This window comes from Curtobacterium sp. PhB170 (genome assembly GCF_003752345.1).
Taxonomy (GTDB): Bacteria; Actinomycetota; Actinomycetes; order Actinomycetales; family Microbacteriaceae; genus Curtobacterium.
This window is the reverse complement of sequence record NZ_RJUM01000008.1, coordinates 81,513-101,797: the sequence shown is the minus strand read 5'-3', so window position 1 is coordinate 101,797 and position 20,285 is coordinate 81,513. Positions and strand designations below refer to the sequence as shown.

General features: G+C 69.9%; 17 protein-coding genes and 1 tRNA gene. 12 read left to right on the top strand and 6 right to left on the bottom strand.

Annotated elements, in window-relative coordinates; genetic code table 11:
• Positions 1-326: 326 nt before the first annotated feature.
• The 5 genes from EDF40_RS01075 to EDF40_RS01055 all read left to right on the top strand — a co-directional run bounded on the left by EDF40_RS01075 (position 327) and on the right by EDF40_RS01055 (position 7,078).
• Positions 327-1,391 (top strand): magnesium and cobalt transport protein CorA, encoded by a 1,065-nt coding sequence (locus tag EDF40_RS01075; RefSeq protein ID WP_123340002.1) that lies wholly within the window; start codon positions 327-329, stop codon positions 1,389-1,391.
• 161 nt (positions 1,392-1,552) lie between these two features.
• Positions 1,553-2,572 (top strand): LacI family DNA-binding transcriptional regulator, encoded by a 1,020-nt coding sequence (locus EDF40_RS01070; RefSeq protein WP_123340001.1) that lies wholly within the window; start codon positions 1,553-1,555, stop codon positions 2,570-2,572.
• A 523-nt stretch (positions 2,573-3,095) separates the two neighbouring features.
• On the top strand, positions 3,096-4,619 hold the full coding sequence (mmsA, locus tag EDF40_RS01065; RefSeq protein WP_185002736.1) for a multiple monosaccharide ABC transporter ATP-binding protein: 1,524 nt from the start codon (positions 3,096-3,098) through the stop codon (positions 4,617-4,619).
• A complete protein-coding gene (locus EDF40_RS01060; protein WP_123340000.1) occupies positions 4,616-5,908 on the top strand; it encodes an ABC transporter permease subunit in 1,293 nt (430 codons plus the stop codon). The genes mmsA and EDF40_RS01060 overlap by 4 nt, the downstream gene beginning before the upstream one ends.
• Positions 5,909-5,971: 63 nt before the next feature.
• Complete coding sequence (locus EDF40_RS01055; protein WP_123339999.1) at positions 5,972-7,078, top strand: sugar-binding protein; 1,107 nt, start codon at positions 5,972-5,974, stop codon at positions 7,076-7,078.
• Between the two features lie 293 nt (positions 7,079-7,371).
• Here the strand turns inward: EDF40_RS01055 and EDF40_RS01050 are convergent, their stop codons facing one another.
• From EDF40_RS01050 to dcd, 3 genes are all read right to left on the bottom strand, one after another.
• Positions 7,372-7,704 (bottom strand): DUF86 domain-containing protein, encoded by a 333-nt coding sequence (locus tag EDF40_RS01050; protein WP_148053841.1) that lies wholly within the window; start codon positions 7,702-7,704, stop codon positions 7,372-7,374.
• A gap of 11 nt (positions 7,705-7,715) precedes the next feature.
• Positions 7,716-8,231 (bottom strand): helix-turn-helix domain-containing protein, encoded by a 516-nt coding sequence (locus EDF40_RS01045; protein ID WP_185002620.1) that lies wholly within the window; start codon positions 8,229-8,231, stop codon positions 7,716-7,718.
• A gap of 122 nt (positions 8,232-8,353) precedes the next feature.
• On the bottom strand, positions 8,354-8,941 hold the full coding sequence (gene dcd, locus EDF40_RS01040; RefSeq protein WP_123339996.1) for a dCTP deaminase: 588 nt from the start codon (positions 8,939-8,941) through the stop codon (positions 8,354-8,356).
• A gap of 89 nt (positions 8,942-9,030) precedes the next feature.
• Between dcd and EDF40_RS01035 the strand changes: the two genes are divergently transcribed.
• The 4 genes from EDF40_RS01035 (at position 9,031) to EDF40_RS01020 (ending at position 12,994) form a co-directional block, all read left to right on the top strand.
• Positions 9,031-9,516 (top strand): GNAT family N-acetyltransferase, encoded by a 486-nt coding sequence (locus tag EDF40_RS01035; RefSeq protein ID WP_185002618.1) that lies wholly within the window; start codon positions 9,031-9,033, stop codon positions 9,514-9,516.
• On the top strand, positions 9,483-10,118 hold the full coding sequence (locus EDF40_RS01030; RefSeq protein ID WP_123339994.1) for a hypothetical protein: 636 nt from the start codon (positions 9,483-9,485) through the stop codon (positions 10,116-10,118). Before EDF40_RS01035 ends, EDF40_RS01030 begins: the two co-directional genes overlap by 34 nt.
• A 9-nt stretch (positions 10,119-10,127) precedes the next feature.
• The gene (locus EDF40_RS01025; protein ID WP_148053840.1) at positions 10,128-10,826 is read left to right on the top strand and encodes a DUF6882 domain-containing protein; all 699 of its coding nucleotides are present in this window, start codon (positions 10,128-10,130) and stop codon (positions 10,824-10,826) included.
• 107 nt (positions 10,827-10,933) lie between these two features.
• Positions 10,934-12,994, top strand: coding sequence for a cytochrome c oxidase assembly protein (locus EDF40_RS01020; protein WP_123339992.1), 2,061 nt, complete (start codon positions 10,934-10,936; stop codon positions 12,992-12,994).
• Positions 12,995-13,067: 73 nt separating this feature from the next.
• Here the strand turns inward: EDF40_RS01020 and EDF40_RS01015 are convergent, their stop codons facing one another.
• From EDF40_RS01015 to EDF40_RS01005, 3 genes are all read right to left on the bottom strand, one after another.
• Positions 13,068-15,983, bottom strand: a complete 2,916-nt coding sequence (locus EDF40_RS01015) for an Ig-like domain repeat protein (protein ID WP_123339991.1) — start codon at positions 15,981-15,983, stop codon at positions 13,068-13,070.
• 221 nt (positions 15,984-16,204) lie between these two features.
• Complete coding sequence (locus EDF40_RS01010) at positions 16,205-16,552, bottom strand: hypothetical protein (protein WP_123293483.1); 348 nt, start codon at positions 16,550-16,552, stop codon at positions 16,205-16,207.
• A complete protein-coding gene (locus EDF40_RS01005) occupies positions 16,542-17,690 on the bottom strand; it encodes a DUF6177 family protein (RefSeq protein ID WP_123339990.1) in 1,149 nt (382 codons plus the stop codon). The genes EDF40_RS01010 and EDF40_RS01005 overlap by 11 nt, the downstream gene beginning before the upstream one ends.
• Before the next feature lie 199 nt (positions 17,691-17,889).
• On the opposite strand from EDF40_RS01005, the gene EDF40_RS01000 reads away from it, so the two are divergent.
• The 3 genes from EDF40_RS01000 (at position 17,890) to EDF40_RS00990 (ending at position 20,225) form a co-directional block, all read left to right on the top strand.
• Positions 17,890-17,963, top strand: a tRNA-Gly gene (locus EDF40_RS01000).
• A gap of 14 nt (positions 17,964-17,977) precedes the next feature.
• The gene (locus EDF40_RS00995) at positions 17,978-18,595 is read left to right on the top strand and encodes a GntR family transcriptional regulator (RefSeq protein WP_123339989.1); all 618 of its coding nucleotides are present in this window, start codon (positions 17,978-17,980) and stop codon (positions 18,593-18,595) included.
• Between the two features lie 181 nt (positions 18,596-18,776).
• Positions 18,777-20,225: an MFS transporter gene (locus EDF40_RS00990; protein WP_260213056.1), complete on the top strand. Its 1,449-nt coding sequence runs from the start codon at positions 18,777-18,779 to the stop codon at positions 20,223-20,225.
• Positions 20,226-20,285: the final 60 nt, after the last annotated feature.

Genomic DNA, 20,285 nt, shown 5'->3' with positions numbered 1-20,285 from the left:
AGACTCGGACTCCGCAACACTCCTCGTGCCCGCGAGTACGAGAACCGTCGTCCAGGCCGAGCCTCGGTCGAGCGCGGCCGAGCGCTTGGCTCCCTCGTGCGTCCGGAGTAGGGTCGGACGTCGGCCACGGTTGTGGCCACGAGGCTGCGCACCGCGGCCGCACGACCAGGAGAAGGGCAGGTGAGGCGCGATGTCGGGTGACCATCCTCGCGCGGGCCGGCAGCCCCTCCCCCTCGCCGCCGCGCCCGTGTCCTAGATCTCCTCCGCCCGCTGCGGTCCGTCCGCAGCATCGCGCCTGCCTGCTCCCGACCACGAGGAGCACGCGCATGGCAATGATCGACAACGCGATCTACGTCGAAGGACGTCGCATCGATTCTCCGTCGACCCTGTCGCTCGGCGCACGCCACGAGGTCGCACGGTGCGACCTGGCGTGGATCGGACTCCTCCGCCCCGACCCGAAGGAACTCGACGCCGTCGCGACCGAGTTCGACCTGCACGAGAACGCGGTGGAGGACGCCCGCAAGGGGCACCAGCGCGCGAAGCTCGAGCGGTACGGCGACACGCTCTTCCTGGTGCTCCGTCCGGCCTGGTTCGACCGCGCCGAGGGCACGGTCGAGTTCGGCGAGGTGCACCTGTTCGTCGGCGACCGGTTCGTGGTGAGCGTCCGGCACGCCGAGCGCCCCGACCTCGCGGCACTCCGCGCCCAGGTCGAGGCCGACCCCGAGTTCCTGGCGCTGGGCTCCGAGGCCGTGACCGCCGCGGTGCTCGACGAGGTCGTGGACGGCTACGCCCCGGTGGTCGAGGTGCTACAGGACGGCATCGACGCCATCGAGGACCAGCTCTTCGCCGGGCAGGTCGACCCGGGTGTCTCGAAGCGCATCTACCAGCTGCTCAGCGAGGTGCTGTCCTTCCAACGCGCCACGAAGCCGGTGCCCGCGATGGTGCAGGGCCTGCTCCGCGGGGCCGACAAGTACGGCGTCGACGACGAGGTGCAGCACCGGCTGCGCAACGTGCTCGACCACGCCCTGCGCGTGACGGAGCGGGTCGACTCGTTCCGGTCCCTGCTCGAGAACGCCCTGACCCTGCACGCGACCCTGGTGTCGCAGGAGCAGAACGAGGCGATGCGGCGGATGACCAGTGCGAGCCTGGCGCAGGGCGAGGAGAGCCGGCAGCTCGCCCGCGCTGCGCACCGACAGGGCGAGGAGGTCAAGAAGATCTCGTCGTGGGCGGCGATCCTGTTCGCCCCCGGGCTGATCGCCGGTGTCTACGGGATGAACTTCGACCACATGCCTGAGCTGCACTGGCGGTACGGCTACCCGGTCGCGATCCTCGGCATGCTCGCCCTGATGGGTGTGCTCTGGGCGATCTTCCGCAAGCGCAACTGGCTCTGACGCGCCGCGAGGCCGCAGCGAGGCTGCGGCCCGGCACGCCGCCGGGCCGCAGCGTCGAGGACGTTCAGGTGGCGTCGATCCGCCGGACGTGCATAATGATCTGGCCCGGAATGTGAACGTGCACATCGACGTGCCACGGCCCCGGGCGGAAACGAGCAGCAATGGCGTCATCGCGGGCACAGCAACCGCGTTCGCCCAGCATCCGTGACGTCGCACGGATCGCGGGCGTCTCCCACCAGACCGTCTCGCGGGTGCTGAACAACTCCGACGCCATCCGCGACGCCACGCGCGACAAGGTGCTGGCGGCGATGGAGCAGCTGCAGTACCGGCCGAACCGTGCGGCGCGGGCCCTCGTCACGAGCCGCACCCACACGATCGGCGTCCTGACGGCCCGCCGCGCCCACTACGGCCCGGCGGTCGCACTGCAGGCGATCGAGGACGCGGCGATGCTGCGCGGGTACTCGGTGACGACGGCGAACATCGCCGAGGCGACCGACACCGCCGTGCGTGAGGGGCTCGGGCACCTGCTCGACCTGGACGTCGAGGGCATCGTCGTCATCGCACCCCAGCAACGGGTGTTCGACCTGATCGAGGAACTCGGCATCCGCACGCCGTACGTGACGATGCGGGCCAGTGTCGGCGAGGACCCGACGGCCCTGTGGGTCGACCAGATGGAGGGCGCGCGGCTCGCGACCGAGCACCTGCTCGACCTGGGCCACGAGTACATCCGGCACATCGCCGGCCCGCAGGACTGGATCGAGGCCGACGCCCGTATGCAGGGATTCCTCCGTGCCATGTCGGACCGCGACATGTCCGTCGTCCCGCCGATCCTGGGCGACTGGACCGCGGACTTCGGCTACCAAGCCGGCCGAGAACTCCTGCGGTGGCGGGACTGCACAGCGGTGTTCTGCTCGAACGACCAGATGGCCCTGGGCGTCATGCACGCGGCCCGCTCGTACGGGCTCGACGTGCCGGGCGACCTGTCGGTGGTCGGCTACGACGACATCCCCGAGGCGAAGCACTTCTGGCCGCCGCTCACCACCGTGCAGGTCGACTTCGCCGAGCTCGGCCGCCGCTGCGTCGACCTGCTCCTGCCCGGCGAGGACGAGCTCCTGCGGCCGATCGACATCGTCCCGCAGCTCGTCGTGCGCGCGTCCACGGGGGCCCCGCGCGGTCGTTGACGCGCCGCTGCACACCTTGCCGGAACGGGCATACCTGGTCGAAAGAACGCACCAGGTACGCCCGATTCCGCCAGGTACGCCCGGCTCCAGACGCGACCGACAGGCGGACGGGAGGCCCGTGTGGACGCCGCCACGGGCCTCCCGTCCGCCCAGTGGGAACGCACGCACCGCGTGCGGAACTCCGCACGATCACCCCAACGCGGGGGACGTGATCAGCCTGCTTCCGCCAGATCACGCAGGCCGTTACGAAAACGCGACCAATCCGAATTGACAGCCGCACCGGGGCTGTGCGTAAATTACCTCCGTCCAGCCGATGTGACCGTTCACATGAGCGTCACACCAGCGGGGCACCGGACGCGACAACGAAGTCCACGCAGGCCACCTGCGCCCATTCGCTGCCGCAGCAGAACCACCCGAACAACTGCCGCATCGCAGCGGCAGAAGGAGATGCACTGTGGCGTCAACCCCGATCGACACCGGCCTCGAGACCCGGTCGATCACCGCACCCGAGACCATCCTCGAGATGCGCTCGATCACCAAGGAGTTCCCTGGTGTCAAGGCGCTCTCCGAGGTCTCCCTCAACGTCCGCGCCGGTGAGATCCACGCGATCTGCGGTGAGAACGGCGCCGGCAAGTCGACCCTGATGAAGGTCCTGTCGGGCGTCTACCCCTACGGCACCTACGACGGCGAGATCGTCTTCGAGGGCGAAGAGGTCCGCTTCGCGAACATCAAGCAGTCGGAGCAGGCCGGCATCGTGATCATCCACCAGGAGCTCGCGCTGATCCCGGAGCTCTCGATCACCGAGAACCTGTTCCTCGGAAACGAGCCGGGACGCTTCGGGCGCATCGACTGGACCGCCGCGCAGCTCCGCGCCCAGGACCTGCTCGCCCGCGTCGGGCTCGCCGACGACCCGGACACGCAGATCAAGAACATCGGTGTCGGCAAGCAGCAGCTGGTCGAGATCGCGAAGGCCCTGCACAAGGACGTCAAGCTCCTCATCCTCGACGAGCCGACCGCGGCCCTGAACGAGAACGACTCGCAGCACCTGCTCGACCTGATCGTCGGGCTGAAGGCCAAGGGGATCTCGAGCATCATCATCAGCCACAAGCTCAACGAGATCGAGCAGATCGCCGACGAGATCACGATCATCCGTGACGGCAAGACCATCGAGACGCTGAACGTCAAGGGCGACGGCGTCAACGAGGACCGCATCATCCGCGGCATGGTCGGCCGGTCGCTCGAGAGCCGGTTCCCGGACCGCACCCCGAAGATCGGCGAGACCTTCTTCGAGGTCCGAGACTGGACCGTGCAGCACCCCCTCGACGCGTCGCGTCTGGTCTGCAAGGGCTCGAACTTCCACGTGAAGCGCGGCGAGATCGTCGGGTTCGCGGGCCTGATGGGTGCCGGTCGCACCGAACTCGCGATGAGCCTGTTCGGTCGTTCCTACGGCACCTGGCTCGGCGGCGAGATCATCAAGGACGGCCACGAGATCAAGGTCACCAACGTCCAGCAGGCGATCCAGCACGGCATCGGCTACGTCTCCGAGGACCGCAAGGCCCTCGGCCTCAACCTGCTCGACACGGTGAAGCGGTCCACGGTCTCCGCCGACCTGCAGAAGATCTCGAAGGCCGGTGTCGTCGACTCGCTCGAGGAGTACTCGGTCGCCGAGAAGTACCGCAAGATGCTCCGCACCAAGGTGCCCAGCGTCGAGGAGAACGTCGGCAAGCTGTCCGGCGGCAACCAGCAGAAGGTCGTCCTGTCCAAGTGGATGTTCACCGACCCGGACATCCTGATCCTCGACGAGCCCACCCGCGGCATCGACGTGGGCGCCAAGTTCGAGATCTACGGGATCATCCAGCAGCTCGCGGCCGAGGGGAAGGGCATCATCCTCATCTCGTCCGAGCTGCCGGAACTCCTCGGTCTCTCCGACCGGATCTACACCATCTTCGAGGGCCAGATCACCGCTGACCTCCCGGCCGACCAGGCCGATCCCGAATCGCTCATGCGCAGCATGACCTCCGCGCGGAAGGGCGCCACCGCCTCATGAACAACCTGAAACTGCTCTTCGGCAAGGGCAACAGCATCGGCCAGTACGGCATGATCATCGCGCTCATCGTGCTGCTCGCGTACTTCGCGATCACCACCCAGGGGCTGATCCTCGAGCCCACGAACGTGATCAACCTGTTCCTGCAGTACTCCTACATCCTCATCCTGGCGCTCGGGATGGTCATGGTGATCATCGCCGGCCACATCGACCTGTCGGTCGGCTCGGTCGCGGCAGTCGTCGGCATCATCGTGGCCCAGTCGATCGCGGTGTGGAACTTCCCGGTCTGGGCCGCGATCCTGCTCGGCCTGGTCGTCGGCGCCGTGATCGGTGCCTGGCAGGGGTTCTGGGTTGCCTTCGTCCGCGTCCCGGCGTTCATCGTGACGCTGGCCGGGCAGCTCATCTTCCGTGGCGTCAACCAGATCATCGGCAACTCGACGTCGGTCCCCGTGCCGGACAGCTTCACCCCGATCGGCGCCGGCTTCCTCGGTGACTTCGGGCCCGACTTCGGCTACAGCAACGGCACGCTCCTGCTCGGCCTCGCCACCATCGCCGCACTCATCATCATCGAGGCGCGCGGACGCGCACGGCGCCGCAAGATGCAGGCCGAGGTCCCGCCGCTGTGGGTCTCCGTCGTGCGCACCGGCATCCTGGTCGCCGTCACGCTCGTCGCCACGTACCTGTTCGGCGCCGGCCCGGTCGGTACCTCGGTCCCGATCGTCGCGATCATCCTCGGTGTCCTGACGATCGTCTACGGCTTCGTCACGAAGAACACGATCTTCGGTCGCCAGGTCTACGCCGTCGGTGGCAACTCCAGCGCCGCCGTCCTGTCCGGTGTCTCCGCGAAGAAGGTCAACTTCTTCGTCATGATGAACATGTCCGTCCTCGCCGCCGTCGCCGGCATGGTGTTCGTCGCCTACTCCGGTGCGTCCGGACCCGCGGACGGCACCGGCTGGGAGCTGGACGCGATCGCCGCCGTGTTCGTCGGTGGCGCCGCCGTGGCCGGCGGTGTCGGCACGATCTCCGGTTCCATCATCGGTGGTCTCGTGATGGCGCTGCTGTCGAACGGCCTGCAGCTGATGGGCCTCGAGTCCAACAAGGTGCAGATCATCCGCGGTCTGGTCCTGCTCGTCGCCGTCGCCTTCGACGTCTACTCGAAGTCGCAGGGACGTCCGTCACTCATCGGCGGCATGATGCGGCAGTTCCAGCGGAAGGACACCGAGCAGAACACGGTGGCCGCCCAGCAGCCGCGGTCCATCGAGGACCAGCCGGACAAGATCACCCTCCCCTAGCTCACACCTCCCCACAGCGGGGCCTCAGGCCCCACCCCTCCTCAACGAAGAGAAAGCAATCACATGCGCAAGAAGATCGTCGCCGGCCTCAGCCTGGCGCTCATCGCGGGCCTCGCCCTCAGCGGCTGCTCGTCGCGCGGCTCGTCCGACGACGCCGGCAGCGGCAGCTCCACCACCATCAAGAAGGGCGACCTGATCGGTGTCGCCCTGCCCGCCAAGACCTCGCAGAACTGGGTCCTCGCTGGTGCAGCGTTCAAGAAGTCGATCGAGGACGCCGGCTTCAAGGCCGACATCCAGTACGCCAACGCCGGCAACCCCGTCCCGGACCAGCAGTCGCAGATCTCGGGCATGATCACCAAGGGTGCGAAGGCCGTCATCATCGGTGCGGCCGACGGCTCGCAGCTGACCGCGCAGGTCAAGTCGGCGAAGTCCTCGGGCGCCGTCGTCATCGCCTGGGACCGCAACATCCTGAACACGACGAACGTCGACTACTACGTCGCGTTCAACAACTTCAAGGTCGGTCAGCTGCAGGCCGAGGCGCTGCTCAAGGGCCTGAAGGAGAAGAAGGGCGACGGACCGTACAACGTCGAGCTCTTCGCCGGTTCGGCTGACGACGCGAACGCGACCGTCTTCTTCAACGGTGCGATGGACGTCCTGCAGCCGAAGATCGACGACGGCACGATCAAGATCGTCTCGGGCCAGACCACCTTCCAGAAGGTGCAGACGAAGGGCTGGCTCGCGCAGAACGCCCAGTCCCGCATGACCGACCTGCTCTCGCAGTACTACTCGGGCAGCACGAAGCTCGACGGCGTCCTGTCGCCCAACGACACCCTCGCCCGTGCCATCCTCACCGCGACCAAGGCCGCCGGCAAGGAGAACCCGGTCGTGACCGGGCAGGACTCGGAGACCGCTTCCATCCCGCTCATCATGCAGGGCACGCAGTACTCGACGATCTACAAGAACACCACGGAAGAGGCCCAGGCGGCCATCGACCTGGTGTCCGACCTCGCCGACGGCAAGACCCCGAAGACGACGAAGGACAAGAACAACGACAACGGCAAGAAGATCGTGCCGGCCGTCGAGCTGACGCCGATCCTCGTCACGAAGGACAACGCGGTCGAGGCCTACAAGGGCAACGACGCACTCGAGGAGCTCGCCAAGAAGGGCTGATCTCGCCAGTACACACGGACGGCCCCGTCTCGCCTCGGCGAGACGGGGCCGTCCTGCGTCGTCGTGGGGCTGCGGTGCGGGCTGCGGGCTGCGGGCTGCGGTGCGTGACGCCGTCGTCTTCGCACGGCGCCGCCATGTGCTCGAGACGCCGCAGTATTCGGCGGCGTCTGGGCGGGATCCGGGCGGGGAGCGACGACGCCGGCGTGTTGCGGAACCCGGTCCGCCCGAAGACGCCGGCGTGTTGCGGAGGGTCAGGGCCGGGTCGCGCGAAGACGCCGCCGTGTTGCGGAGGGTCAGGGTCGCGACGCTCGGAGCCGCCGCGCCGCCTCCGCCAGAGACGGCACGTCGGTGCGGGCCGTGCCGAACACCACCGCGCGGGTGGTGTCGAAGTAGCGCCGGGTCAGCCGGTCGCCGAGGTCGGACACCCGCGACCACGGGATGTCCGGCTCGCTCGCGGTGACGGTGCTCGGCAGGACACGGACCGCCTCGCCGATCTCGACCAACCGCATCCGGACGGCGTCGTGCACCAGGTCCTCGGGCAGCCGCTCGTCGCCGACGTACCGACCGATGGCCTCGCACGCGCCGATGACGTCGTCGAGTCGATCACCGACCAGCCGGGGCGTCACCGGCTCCTGGCTCACAGGGGCACCGCGCGTCGGACGACCTCGGGGCTCATGCCGGCGGCGTCCACGACGTCGACACGCACGCCGAGCAGTCGCTCGGCGTCGTCCTGGATGCGCATGAGCGCGAAGATGCCGAGCCCGGCGTCGACGTCGATCATCAGGTCGACGTCGCTGCCCGGGCCGTCGTCCCCGCGGGCGACGCTGCCGAACAACCGCGGGTTCCGACCACCGAAGCGCTCGACGACGGCGATCAGGTCCTGTCGCGCGGCGGCGACGCGTTCCCGCAGGGGCGGTGGGTCCTCGACCGGCAGCAGGTCGATCGACGTGGTGAAGCCCGCCGCCCGGAGCATGCGCTGGAGCGCGGCGAGCGAGGGTTCACGGCGGCCGTTCTCGTACGTGCTGATGACGCTCTGCGTGACACCGGCCCGACGAGCGAGCTGCACCTGCGTCAGTTCGGCGCGGTCACGGGCGTCACGGATGAGCGCGGCCGCCGACACCGTCGGCATCGGACGTGGAGGGACTGCGGACATGCTGCAACGATACACAGAATGCGACATTTCGTCCGCTGGGAGACATGGCGGTGTCGACTCGGAACGACGGCATCGATGTCGCACGACGTCGATGACGTCGTTCCGGGTCGGGTGGACCGCGGTCAGGGGCGTGCTGAAACGTCCGCGCGGTGGAAGTTCTGCGCCGAGCGGGACGGAGTCGGCCCACGCTGGCCCTGGTAGCGCGACTGGTACTCGGCCGAGCCGTACGGCTTCTCGGCAGGGCTGGACAGCTGGAAGAAGCACAGCTGCCCGATCTTCATGCCGGGCCAGAGCTTGATCGGCAGCGTCGCGACGTTCGACAGCTCGAGCGTCACGTGGCCGGAGAAGCCGGGGTCGATGAAGCCCGCGGTCGAGTGGGTCAGGAGCCCGAGGCGTCCGAGCGAGCTCTTGCCCTCGAGCCGCGCGGCGATGTCGTCGGGCAACGTGACGACCTCGTAGGTCGAGCCGAGCACGAACTCGCCGGGGTGCAGCACGAAGGCCTCGTCCGGGTCGGTCTCGACCAGCCGGGTCAGGTCGGGCTGGTCGACCGCCGGGTCGATGTGCGGGTACTTGTGGTTGTCGAACAGCCGGAAGAACTTGTCGAGCCGCACGTCGATGCTCGACGGCTGGACGAGCGAGGCGTCGTGGGGGTCGAGACCGATCCGGCCCTCGGCGAGCTGGGCGGTGATGTCGCGATCGGAGAGCAGCACGCCGTGCAGCCTAGCGGCAGTGGACCCCCGCCGATATGCTGCGAGGCGGTCCGGAGTCGGGCGGCGTCGCACCGCCGGGAGGAACCGACATGACCGCGTACACCGTCCACGAACTCGTGGTCCCCGCCACGATGGACGACGACCCGGGGGTCGTGCAGGCGTTCCGCGAGTGGGTCGACGTGCAGAACCGCGCCGAGGTGTCGATCACCGGACTGCCGGAACTGCTCTGGACGCCCGAGGAACAACTGCCGTACCTGATCGACCCCGACGCGCCCAGCCGACTCTTCCTGGCCCGTGACGACGTGGGGACCGCGGTGGGGGCCGGCTCCTACGACTCGAAGGCGGTCGCGGACTCCCCGAACTGCTGGATGGCGGTCAGCGTGGCGCCCGAGCACCGGCGCCGCGGCATCGGCACGCTCCTGGCCGAGCACGTCGAAGCGGTCGCGAGGCAGCAGGGCCGCACGCAGTGGAAGACGTACGCCGTGTCACGGCAGGTCGGCTCCGCAGCGGGTACCTCCGTGCACCGACCGGGTTCGGCGTCGTGCCCGAGGACGACCCCGGAGTCCGGTTCCTGACGGGCCGGGGTTGGCGGTTCGGCCAGGTGAACCGGATCAGCCGTCTGGAGCTCCCAGCCGAGGCCGATGCCCTCTCCGGCATCCGCGCGGCGGCGACGCGGGCGGCGGCCGACCGGTACCGCGTGCACACCTGGGCCGGACCGACTCCGCCCCTGTGGCAGACGGACGTCGCACTCCTCCTGACCCGGATGAGCACCGATGCCCCGTCCGGCGACATGGCCGAGCCCGAGGACGCCTGGACGGTCGATCGACTCCGGACGCACGAGCAGCACCTCGACGACGGCCCGCGCACGATGCGCACCGTGGCTGTGGAGGACGTGCCGTCCGGCTCACTGGTCGGCTTCACCCAGCTCGCCGTCCCCGGGCCCGTGGTCCAGCCGGTGATGCAGGGCGACACCCTGGTGCTGCGGGAGCACCGCGGACACCGGCTCGGGTGGCTGCTCAAGGTCGTCGGGATCGAGACGATCGAGCGTGACCACCCGGGGCACCCGTCGATCATCACCTTCAACGCCGAGGAGAACCGCCCGATGCTCGACGTGAACGAGGCCGTCGGGTTCGTGGGCGTCGGCAGCGAGGGGATCTGGGAACACCGCCCGGCGTAGGGTTCCCCCATGACGCGCTCACGGGGGATGGACGATCTGGTCAGCGACGGGGTCTTCCTGGCCTGGGAGGCGCAGCTGCAGCTCGCCGACCGGTACGACGACCACGAGCGCTGGAACGTCGACCTCGCCGCCGGCACCCTGCAGTTCGTCGGGCCGCACCCGGGCGAGTTCCGGATCCAGCTCCTGGGGTCGGCCGCACCGGGGCCGCGTACCTGGCTCTGGGGCTGGGCGAATCCGTCGCAGTACCCCGCGTCGGTGCTCGCCGCCGCGAACGCCACCCGCGCGCTGGGCGAACGGCTCGGCATCCCGGAACTCGTGCAGGGCGAGGTCCCGTTCGGCGAGCACCGGCAGGCCGACGCCGCAGACGCCGGGTACGAGTTCGCGTGGGACATGTCGATCGCGGCACGGCTGGCGACCGGCTCGTGGTTCGGCTTCGGCGGGCACGTCGGCGGAGGCTCCCGCCTCTGGGTGCTGTTCGAGGGCCTGCTGTTCGCGCCACCGACGGTGCCCCGGATGGTCCGCGTCTTCGGTGAGGGCCTGCAGACGACCGAGGTGCACGACCACCGCCGCGCTGTGGGGAGCTGGGCGTCGCTCCGCGGTGTCCCCTGGGACGGGCGCACGCTGACGTTGGCGGACGGGACCATCACGGTCGACTTCGACGAACTGGGCCGGATCCGCGACCTGCAGGGGTCGTCGGCGCGAGCCTGAGGCGGACCGCAGCGCGCGCTGCGGACTGACACCGCGCCTCCAGACCGACCCGCCTACCATGGAGGGTCCGCGGTCTCGCGGACGCACGCGTCCCTGGAACAAGGTTGATGACCGTCACGTCCCCCGCAACCCAGCCCGGAGGCCCGGCGCCGGAATCCGCGCCCGTCACCGCGCGCACGTCCACCGTCGCGACCGTGCTGGTCGTCGCCATCCCGCTCGCGGTCGCGTGCTCGATCCTCGGCCTGACGATCACCGGGGCGTTCACCGCGAACCAGCAGCTGGTGTCCGCCGGTGACGTGGTCGAGTACGGCCTGCCGATCGCCCGCGTGGTGCACGACACCATGGCGGCGCTGACCGTCGGCCTGCTCATCGTCGCCGCGTTCGCGCTGCCGGCACAGAAGAAGGACCACCGGGCACTGTCGAGCGTGCAGCACCGTGCCACGCGCTGGGCTGCGGCGACCGGATCGATCTGGTTCCTCGCCGCGGCAGTCACCGTCGTGCTGACCGGCGCCAACACCCTCGGCGTCCCGCTCACCAGTCCGGTGTTCGCCCGCAACTTCATGCTGTTCGCGTTCCAGGTCGAGATCGGTCAGGCACTCGTGGTCTCTGCGGCGGCGATCCTCATCGCGACCGTGCTCGCCGCGTTCGCCACCCGGGTCACGACGCTCGCCGTCGCCACCGTGTTCGGCCTCTTCGCCCTGCTCCCCCTGGCGCTGTCCGGCCACGCCGCCGGGTCGCTCGAGCACGCCAACGCCGTGAACTCCCTCGCGATCCACCTGATCGGGGTGTGCGTCTGGGCCGGCGGGCTCGTCGCCGTCGTGCTGCTGCGCACCCGCACGAAGGGCGCGACCGGTCGGGTGGTCTCCCGGTACTCCACGCTGGCCGGGTGGTCGTTCGGCGCCGTCGCGTTCTCCGGCATCGTCAACGCCTCGCTGCGGCTGACCGGTCCGCTCGACCTCGTCACGACCCCGTACGGCGCACTCATCACGGTCAAGGCCGTCATCCTCGTCCTGCTCGGGGTCGCCGGCGTCGTGCAGCGCCGCAAGCTGGTGCCCGGGCTGCTCCGCGCGCCGCTCGACCGCCGTCGGTTCACCCGGTTCGCGCTCGCCGAGATCGTGTTCATGGCCGTGGCGATCGGCGTCTCGGTGGCCGTGTCCCGCTCGCAGCCGCCGATCCCGCAGACGCCCGAGACCGGTGAGGACACCCGCTCCGGCCTGATCGGGTTCCCGTTCCCGCCGGCCCAGACGATGCACACGTACCTGACGCAGTGGCACATCGACTGGGTGTGGCTCGGGCTCGCCGTCGTCGGTGCCGTCTGGTACCTGCTCGCCGTGCGGAAGCTCCGGAAGCGCGGCGACAAGTGGCCCGTCGGGCGCACCATCGCCTGGGTCATCGGCTGCGCCCTGTTCGTCTGGACCACGTCGGCCGGACCGGCCGTGTACGGCATGATCCACTTCTCGTCGCACATGGTCCAGCACATGCTGCTCATGATGTTCGTGCCGCTGCCGCTCGTGCTCGGCGGCCCGGTGCTGCTGGCCATGCGCACCCTGCCGGTCCGCAACGACGGTTCCCGCGGGGCCCGCGAGTGGCTCATGCTCTTCGTGCACTCGCGGTACATGCAGTTCATGGGGAAGCCCGCCGTCGCCGGTGTGATCTTCGCCGGGTCGCTCGTGGTGTTCTACTTCACGCCGGCGTACCAGGCGGCGATGCAGTCGCACGAGTGGCACGTCGCGATGGTCGTCCACTTCGTGCTGAGCGGCTACCTGTTCTTCTGGGTGTTCGTCGGCGTCGACCCGGGGCCGAAACGGCCGCCGTACCCGATCCTGATCATCGCGCTGCTCGCGACGCTGGCCTTCCACGCGTTCTTCGGCGTCGCCGTGATGACCTCGCAGTCGGTGTTCGCGATCGACTGGTTCCACGCACTCGGCCAGACGAACGACGCCGCACTGCTCGACGACCAGCACACCGGCGGCGGCATCGCCTGGGGCGCCTCCGAGCTGCCGATGGTCTTCGTCGCGCTGCTCGTGGTGCGGAACTGGATCCGCACGGACAAGCGCGACGCGAAGCGGCTCGACCGCAAGGCCGAACGCGACGGGGACGCCGACCTGAAGGCGTACAACGAACGTCTGGCGGCGATCAACGCGTCCGACACCGCGCGCCGCGACTGACGGACACCAGGCGCACGAACAGGACGGCGCCCCGGGCAACTGCCCGGGGCGCCGTCCTCGTCCGTGCGGTCGGTTACTCCGCGGTGGTGTCGGCGACCGTGCCGCGAGCGGCCCGGGTGCGACGGACCATCAGGAGCACCAGGCCCGCGATGAGCAGCGCTGCGGCGAGTGCCATGGCGGTGCCCACGGCCACGGGCGAACCCGTGAACGCGAGCGCACCGGTGGTGGTCGGCGCAGGCGTGACGGGCGCGGTTGCCGACGGTGCCGATGCGGGCGCCGAGGTCTCCGGCGTGGACGGCTCGTCGGTCGGCCCCGGCGTCGGCTCGACGGCGGGGAGTGCCGCGACGACGATCTCGAGCGCGCTGCTCGACGCGGCGAACGACGCGTCACCGCTGTAGGCAGCCGAGACCGTGTTCGTGCCGACCGGCAGGGCGTCGGTCTCGCAGGTCGTCTCGGGCAACGTGACGGTGCACAGGACGGAGCCGTCCGCGGCCGTGAAGGTCACGGTGCCGGTCGCGCCGGCGGGCAGGCCGGATGCAGTCAGGCGGACCTTCGAGCCGACGACCGGAGCCGTCGCGTCGGTGCTCGCCACGAGCTCCGTCGACTGCGCGGTCACGACCAGCTCGAACGGCGCACCGTCGGCGGCCTCGTAGTTGTCGTCGCCGCTGTAGTGGGCGTGCACGGTGTACTTGCCACCCGGCAGGTCGGACGGGATCGCGCACGTGGTGTCGGGCAGCGTCGCGGTGCACAGGACGGTGCCGTCGTCGGTGACGTACTCGATGGTGCCGGTGGCGTCCTCCGGCACGTTCGGGGTGTCGAGCGTGGTGGTCTCGCCGTGCGTGACCGTCACCGTGGTGTCGGGTACGGACGGCCCGCCGCCGTCGCTCGGGTCGCCGCCACCGGTGCCGGGCTGGGTGCCGATGGCCGCCGAGGCCTTGCGGACGGTCAGGTCCACTGCGACCGAGGTCGAGCCGGCGTGCAGCGCGTCGCCGGAGTAGACGGCGGTCACCGTGTGCGTGCCGGCGCCGAGGCCCTCGGCCACGCAGCTCGTGTCGGGGAGCGTCGCGGTGCACAGGACGGTGGTGCCCTCGCGGTACTCGATCGTGCCGGTCGGCGCGGCGACCGTCTCCGAGCCGGAGCCCAGGCCGGTGGCGTCGAGCGTGGTCTGCTCGCCGTACGCAGCGGACGTCGGGGTCGACTCGACCGCGACGGCCGTCGGCACCTTGGTCGCGGTGAGCGTGCCCGTGCTGGTCGCAGCGGTGTGGTCCGCGTCACCCTCGTAGGTCGCGGTGACCCCGCGGGAGCCGACCGTCGACGTCGATGTGTCGCACGAGGCCGCACCGTCGACGATCGTCGCCGTGCAGAGCACCGCGCCGGTCTCGGTGTCGGTGAACGTGACGGTGCCGGTCGGCGCGGTGGCACCGGTCTTCGCGGACGACGCGACCTGGGCGGTCAGCGTGACCGTGTCGCCCACGGTCGCGGTGGCGTCGGCGACCGTGAGCGTCGTACCTTGCGGCTCGACGGTCAGGCCGCGGGTGACGGTGACCGCCTCGGCGTCGGTCGACGCCAGGACGGTGGAGATCGTCGCGGTGCGCGCTGCGCCCGTGACCGAGTACGGGATGGAGAGGGTGGGCAGCTCGGTGCCCGGGGCGAGGGGCGATGCGGCGTCGACGGCCTGGTCGCACGTGACGACCTGCCCGACGGGCGGCTGGCAGGTCCAGCCCGCACCGGTCACACCGGAGACGTCGGGCGTGACGCCCGCCGGGAACGTGGTGGTCGTGCGCACGAGCTGCGACTCGGAGCCACCGTCAGCGGAGACGGTGGGGGTGACCGTGTACGCGCCGGAACCGGCGTGTGCGACGGTGGCCGTGCCTCCCGTGCTGGCGGTCAGCACCGGCACCGGACCGGCGGCCGTCGTGGTGCGGAGGTAGTTGACCTCGTGGATGTCGTTCTGCCCGCCGGTGCCCGCGACCCACCCGTAGGTGAGCTTGTAGGGGTAGCCGGTGGCGGGGTCGACCCACGACGGGTCGACGTTCGCGGCGTTGCCGGTGGTGAGCTTCGGCAGCGCGCCACGCACGACCTGCTGCGAGCCGCCGATGGACGTGAAGACGACCGCGTACTGCCCCGCGGGGACGGACACCGCGGTGTTCTCCTGCGCGGCGAGCGCCGACGACGTCGGGTTGATCACGATCTCGACGGGGACCTTGGCCTGCGCACGGTCCGTGACACCGGTCTTGTTGAGCGACCCGTTGACCACGGTGCGGGACTGCACGCAGTAACCGGTGCCGCCGTCGCCGGGGCCACGGACGGTCACGGCGTTCGCCGTGAGGGTCCGGTTCGTCCCCTGGTCGGTCGTGCAGCCGGTGCCGCCGAACTCGCGGTTGCCGAAGTTGCCGAAGCGGTCGAGGCCGATGCCGAGGTACGCGTGGGAGAGGCCCTGCGCGTTGTTCGCGGTGCTCGCGCTGTAGCCGAGCGAACCGCCCAGGTAGCCGATCTTCGCCGGCACGGTCGGGTTGTACGGGTCGGTCGCGGCGAGGTAGAAGACGATGCCGTCGGCCGAGGTGCCGTTGTACTGGTAGCTGTCGAAGACCGCGTCGACGCCCTTGGTGATCGGGACGGACTGCTTCGCACCGAGGCCACCGGCCTGGTTGTTCTCCGCACCGGTCAGCCGGAGCGCGCCGCTGCCGTCCGCGTCCGTGGCACCGGCACACGTCGGGACCGAGCCGGTGTTCGACGAGCCGGCTGCCGGCTTCGCCGTGAGGCACGCGACGTTCGCGGCACCGGACTGGGTCGACGGCAGGATGTAGGCGGTGCCGGCGCTCGCGCCGGTGAACCCCTCGTTCACGAAGGTGGTCTGCGCGGGTACCGCGGCGGACGCGGTGGTCGTGCCGAGCCCGACGAGCGCGACGCCCGCGAGTCCGGCGACGACCACGCCGGTGAGGATCTTGCGAGCGCGCGCGACGGCGCGCCCCTGGTGGTGTGTACGCACTGGAGCCCTGTTCAGTGAGAAGGGTGCCGACGAGGAGCGTGCTCGCCCGGCTCGTCGGCTCGGGTCCTCACACCGTAGAGCGGTGCTGGGTACTCGCGGGTCTCGAAACCCGCGTTCTCACCAGAACTGGGGGCACCGCGTGGCCGATCCGCGCGACGAGTCGCTCCGGCAGTCGTCGCGTCGGGCCGCATCGGTTCCGTCAGTCGTCGCGCCCGGCTCCGTCAGTCGCCGTGGACGATGCAGACCGCGTCGAGGTCGAGTGCGGCCTCGAGCGCCGCCGAGATCCCGGACTCGCCGTCGGCCCCCGCGGGGGTGACGGTGTCGACCCACCACAGCGGCGTCGCGATCGTGGGGGCGTCCGGCAGGATCCGTTCGACCTCGTCGAACGAGTCGACCCGCCGCACCCCGAGCACGGTGATCACCGGGTGCGTGGCGTCGCGGCAGACCTGCAGCATCGGGCCGTCGTCGAGGGCTCGGACACCCCAGGACTCGTCGTGCAGGAGCAGCGCTTCGGCGACCTCCCGCGGCTCGACCGGCTGGCGGCAGAGGATGGTGACGTCACGCGGCACCCTGACCGCCTGCCACGCGATTGTCCCGCACGTGCCCGTCGAGCGTGCCCTCGTCGTGGGCCGGGTCGAGGGGCGCTCCGCCGACGAGCTGCAGGAAGCGGTCCTCGTCGATGCGGTCGAGGAAGGACTCGAGCGCTTCCCAGCCGTCCTCGAAGCGGACGATCATGCCGCCGTCGACGACGTCGCTCTCAGCGGTGCCGGTGTCGCCTGCGCCGGACCGGTCGCCTGCGCCGGACCGGTCGCCTGCGCCGGATCGGGTGCCGAACGTCGCCGTCGTGGTGCGCGGTGGCGGCCAGACCCCGTCGCGGTCCAGGAACTCGGAGGCTTCGGGTCCGACGACGACGGCGAGCGGCGACGGCTCGCCGTGCGACACCGCGCGGATCAGGTGGTCGGCGTCCCCCCGGCGCTGCATCACCACACCGAAGACGGGCACGACCTGGTCGGCGACCTGTTGCACGGCGTCGAACAGGCGGTTCGCGAGCTCCGGGTCGGTGTTCTCCTCGGGCACGGTCAACACGGCGGACATCGTCTCGACGACGACGCCACCGACCAGGTGGGCGGTCATCGTCGCGGAGAAGCCCTCGCCGACGGCGTACGAGGTCGACACCCCGGGTGCCTCGTGCTTGGCGTACTGCGTGACGACCCATCGGTCCCACGGCACGGTGAGCGGTTCGGCGGTGCCCCAGCGGGTGGGGCAGGTGCCGACGGTGTGGCACAGGGCCTCGATCGCGGACCCCATGTCCACGGCACGCTCGGCGTGGTGACGGAGCGTCAGGTCGATGCTGATCTGGCGGACGGAGTCGGCTGCGACGGGGTGCTCGGGCGACGGTGTGCCGACGAGTTCGGGGCCGCGGTGCACGAAGTCCTCGATGCCCGAGGCTGCTGCACCCGTCCGGCCGTCGCGCAGTGTCCCGTCGAAGTCGGCGACGGCCCACGCGGCACCGTAGGCACCGAGCGCGTGCCGCAGGGCGGGGGTGATCGCGGATTCGCGTCCGGTCCGCAGCACGACCATGCGGCCGGCGTCCGCCGAACGGCGGAGCAGTGAGGCGAGCGCGTCCGTCAGCCACACGACCGGCGAGGCGGACTCGACCACGATGGCGGGACCGACCACGTCGTCGATGAGGGGATGCCTGACCATCCGGGTCCTCCTCGGGTTCTTCGGCGCTGGAACTCCCTGGACGGTACACACGACGACGACACCTGTCCGTCAGGCTGGCGTGCTCACAGCGGAGACTCGGGAGGCACGACACACGCCCGACAGGAGGCGTACGGTGCGCGGTCGGCTGGCTTCCAGGCGAGAATCCGCTAGGCTTGCCGAGTCCCGTTCTGCGGGGCGCGCGAGTGTAGTTCAATGGTAGAACTCCAGCTTCCCAAGCTGGTAGCGCGGGTTCGATTCCCGTCACTCGCTCCAACTAGCATCGTGCTGTGGAGTCCAAGCCGGCATCTGTCCTCAAGGCGATCAGGGCCGAGATCATCGCCGGCACGCTCGCACGTGGCTCCCGGCTGAAGGAAGACGCCCTCGCCGAACGCTTCGGCGTCTCGCGGGTCCCCGTGCGCGAAGCACTCCGGCAGCTCGAGACCGAGGGGTTCGTCGAGTCAGAGAAGTTCAAGGGCGTCCGGGTCGCCGACTCCTCGACCGAGGTGGTCATCGAGCTCATGCAGATCCGCCGAGGACTCGAGGTCCTCGCCGCCGAGCTCGCCGCCCGTCGCCAGGGTGGCGAGTGCGCCGACCTGCTCCGTGCCGTCGGTCGCGAACACCGGTCCGACCAAGAGGTCGAGGCCGCGCAGTCACCGCGGTTCGCGTTCCACGGGCTGGTGGCACGAGCCTCGGGGAACAGCCGGCTCGAGACGATGATCGACCACCTCATCCACCAGACGGCGTGGGCGTTCGAGCGCGTGACGCAGGACGAGGTGGCGTCGAGCAGCGACGACCACACCGCGGTCGCCGGCGCGATCCTGCGCGGCGCTTCGGTGCAGGCAGGGCTGCTGATGGACGAGCACCTGCGCCGCGACGAAGCGATCTACCGGGCCCTGAACCCGTAAGAACGTATACAAAACAGCCCGCGAGCTTGGCGTGGCTTCGTCTGGATGCTTGAATATCCAGGTGATTCAGGCAGCCGTAACGAACTGTCTCGTGTTCGAAACCAGCCCGAAACAGCCTTTCGTATACAAAAGAGTGACCGCACGGTGCACCCACCTCACTCTTCCCCCGCTGGAGTTACGAATGACTGCTGTAACCCGCTCCACCGCACCAACCCGAACCGCTTCCGCCACCCCGTCCTCCGGCGGCGTCGGTTCCGCCCTCGACTCGATCGGCTTCACCCGGGCCCAGTTCGGGGTCCTCATGCTCATCCTCGCCGGGGAGTTCTTCGACACGCTCGAACAGAACTCCATCGGCGCGATGGCCACCAACATCAAGGCCTCGCTCGCCATCGGCGACGTCCAGCTCTCCACGATCAACACCGCCACCGTCCTCGGTGGCCTGGTCGGCCGGTTCCTGGCCGGCTGGCTCGCCGACAAGTACGGTCGGCGGTTCTCGCTCGGGCTCAACCTGCTCGTCTACACGCTCGGCGGCCTCCTCAGCGCCGTCTCCTTCAACTTCGACATGCTGCTCGTCAGCCGGTTCATCGTCGGGATCGGCGTCGGTGGCGAGTTCATGATCGGCATCGCGATGCTGTCCGAGATGGTGGCCACCAAGTACCGCGGCGGCCTCATCGCGACCATCAACGTCGGTGCCGGCGGCATCGGCAACTTCATCTCCTACGGCCTGTTCCTGCTGCTGCTCGGCCCGCTGGCCGTCCCGCTCGGTGGCGACGACCAGGTCTGGCGCTGGACGTTCGTGATCCTCGCGATCCCGGCCCTGTTCGTCGTCCTGTACCGCCGCAAGCTGCCCGAGACGCCTCGCTGGCTGCTGTCGAAGGGACGGGTCGACGAAGCGAACCGTTCGCTCGCGATCCTCGCCTCGAACACGCTCACCCCGCCCGCCGACGCCGCTCCCCCGGTGCGCCTGACGCCGGCCGACCTGCCCCCGGTCGCCCTGCACTCGTCGCCCGCAGCGGTGTTCCACAAGCTGGTGCTCCGCCGGACGATCGCGATCGGCGTCGCCTCGTGGATGGCCTTCGGTGTGCAGGTCACGCTGAACTTCCTGATGCCGACCCTGCTCGTCGAGCGTGGGTACACCGTGTCGCAGAGCCTGCTCTACACGATGATCATGAACATCGGATCGCTCCTCGGGTGCACGGCAGCGGCGCTCCTCGCCAACCGCGTCGGACGACGGCCCCTCATCGCCGTCGCGGGCATCCTCGGCTGCCTCACCGCCCTCGCGTTCGCGGCCTTCGGCAACGACACCGCCGCGATCCTGGTGCTCGGCGCCCTGTTCCAGTTCTTCACGATGCTGACGAACACGACCCTCGCGGCGTGGACCGCCGAGGTCTACCCGACCGCGATCCGTGCCTCCGGCGCCTCGATCGTCAACGGCATCGGCAACATCGCCGGAGCGGTCATGCCGTTCGCCGCGATCGCGCTGTACGGCTCCTGGGCCTTCGCCGGCGTCTTCGGACTCGCCGCCGTCATGTACGCGGTCCTCGTGGTCGCGTCGCGCTTCGCCCCGGAGACCCGCGGCCGGTCGCTCGAGGACGTCAACGAGAACGCCCTCTCGACCACCACCGCCTGACCCACCTGACCACCCGCACCACCCCGGTGGGCCGGACACCCCGGCCCACCACCCCACGAT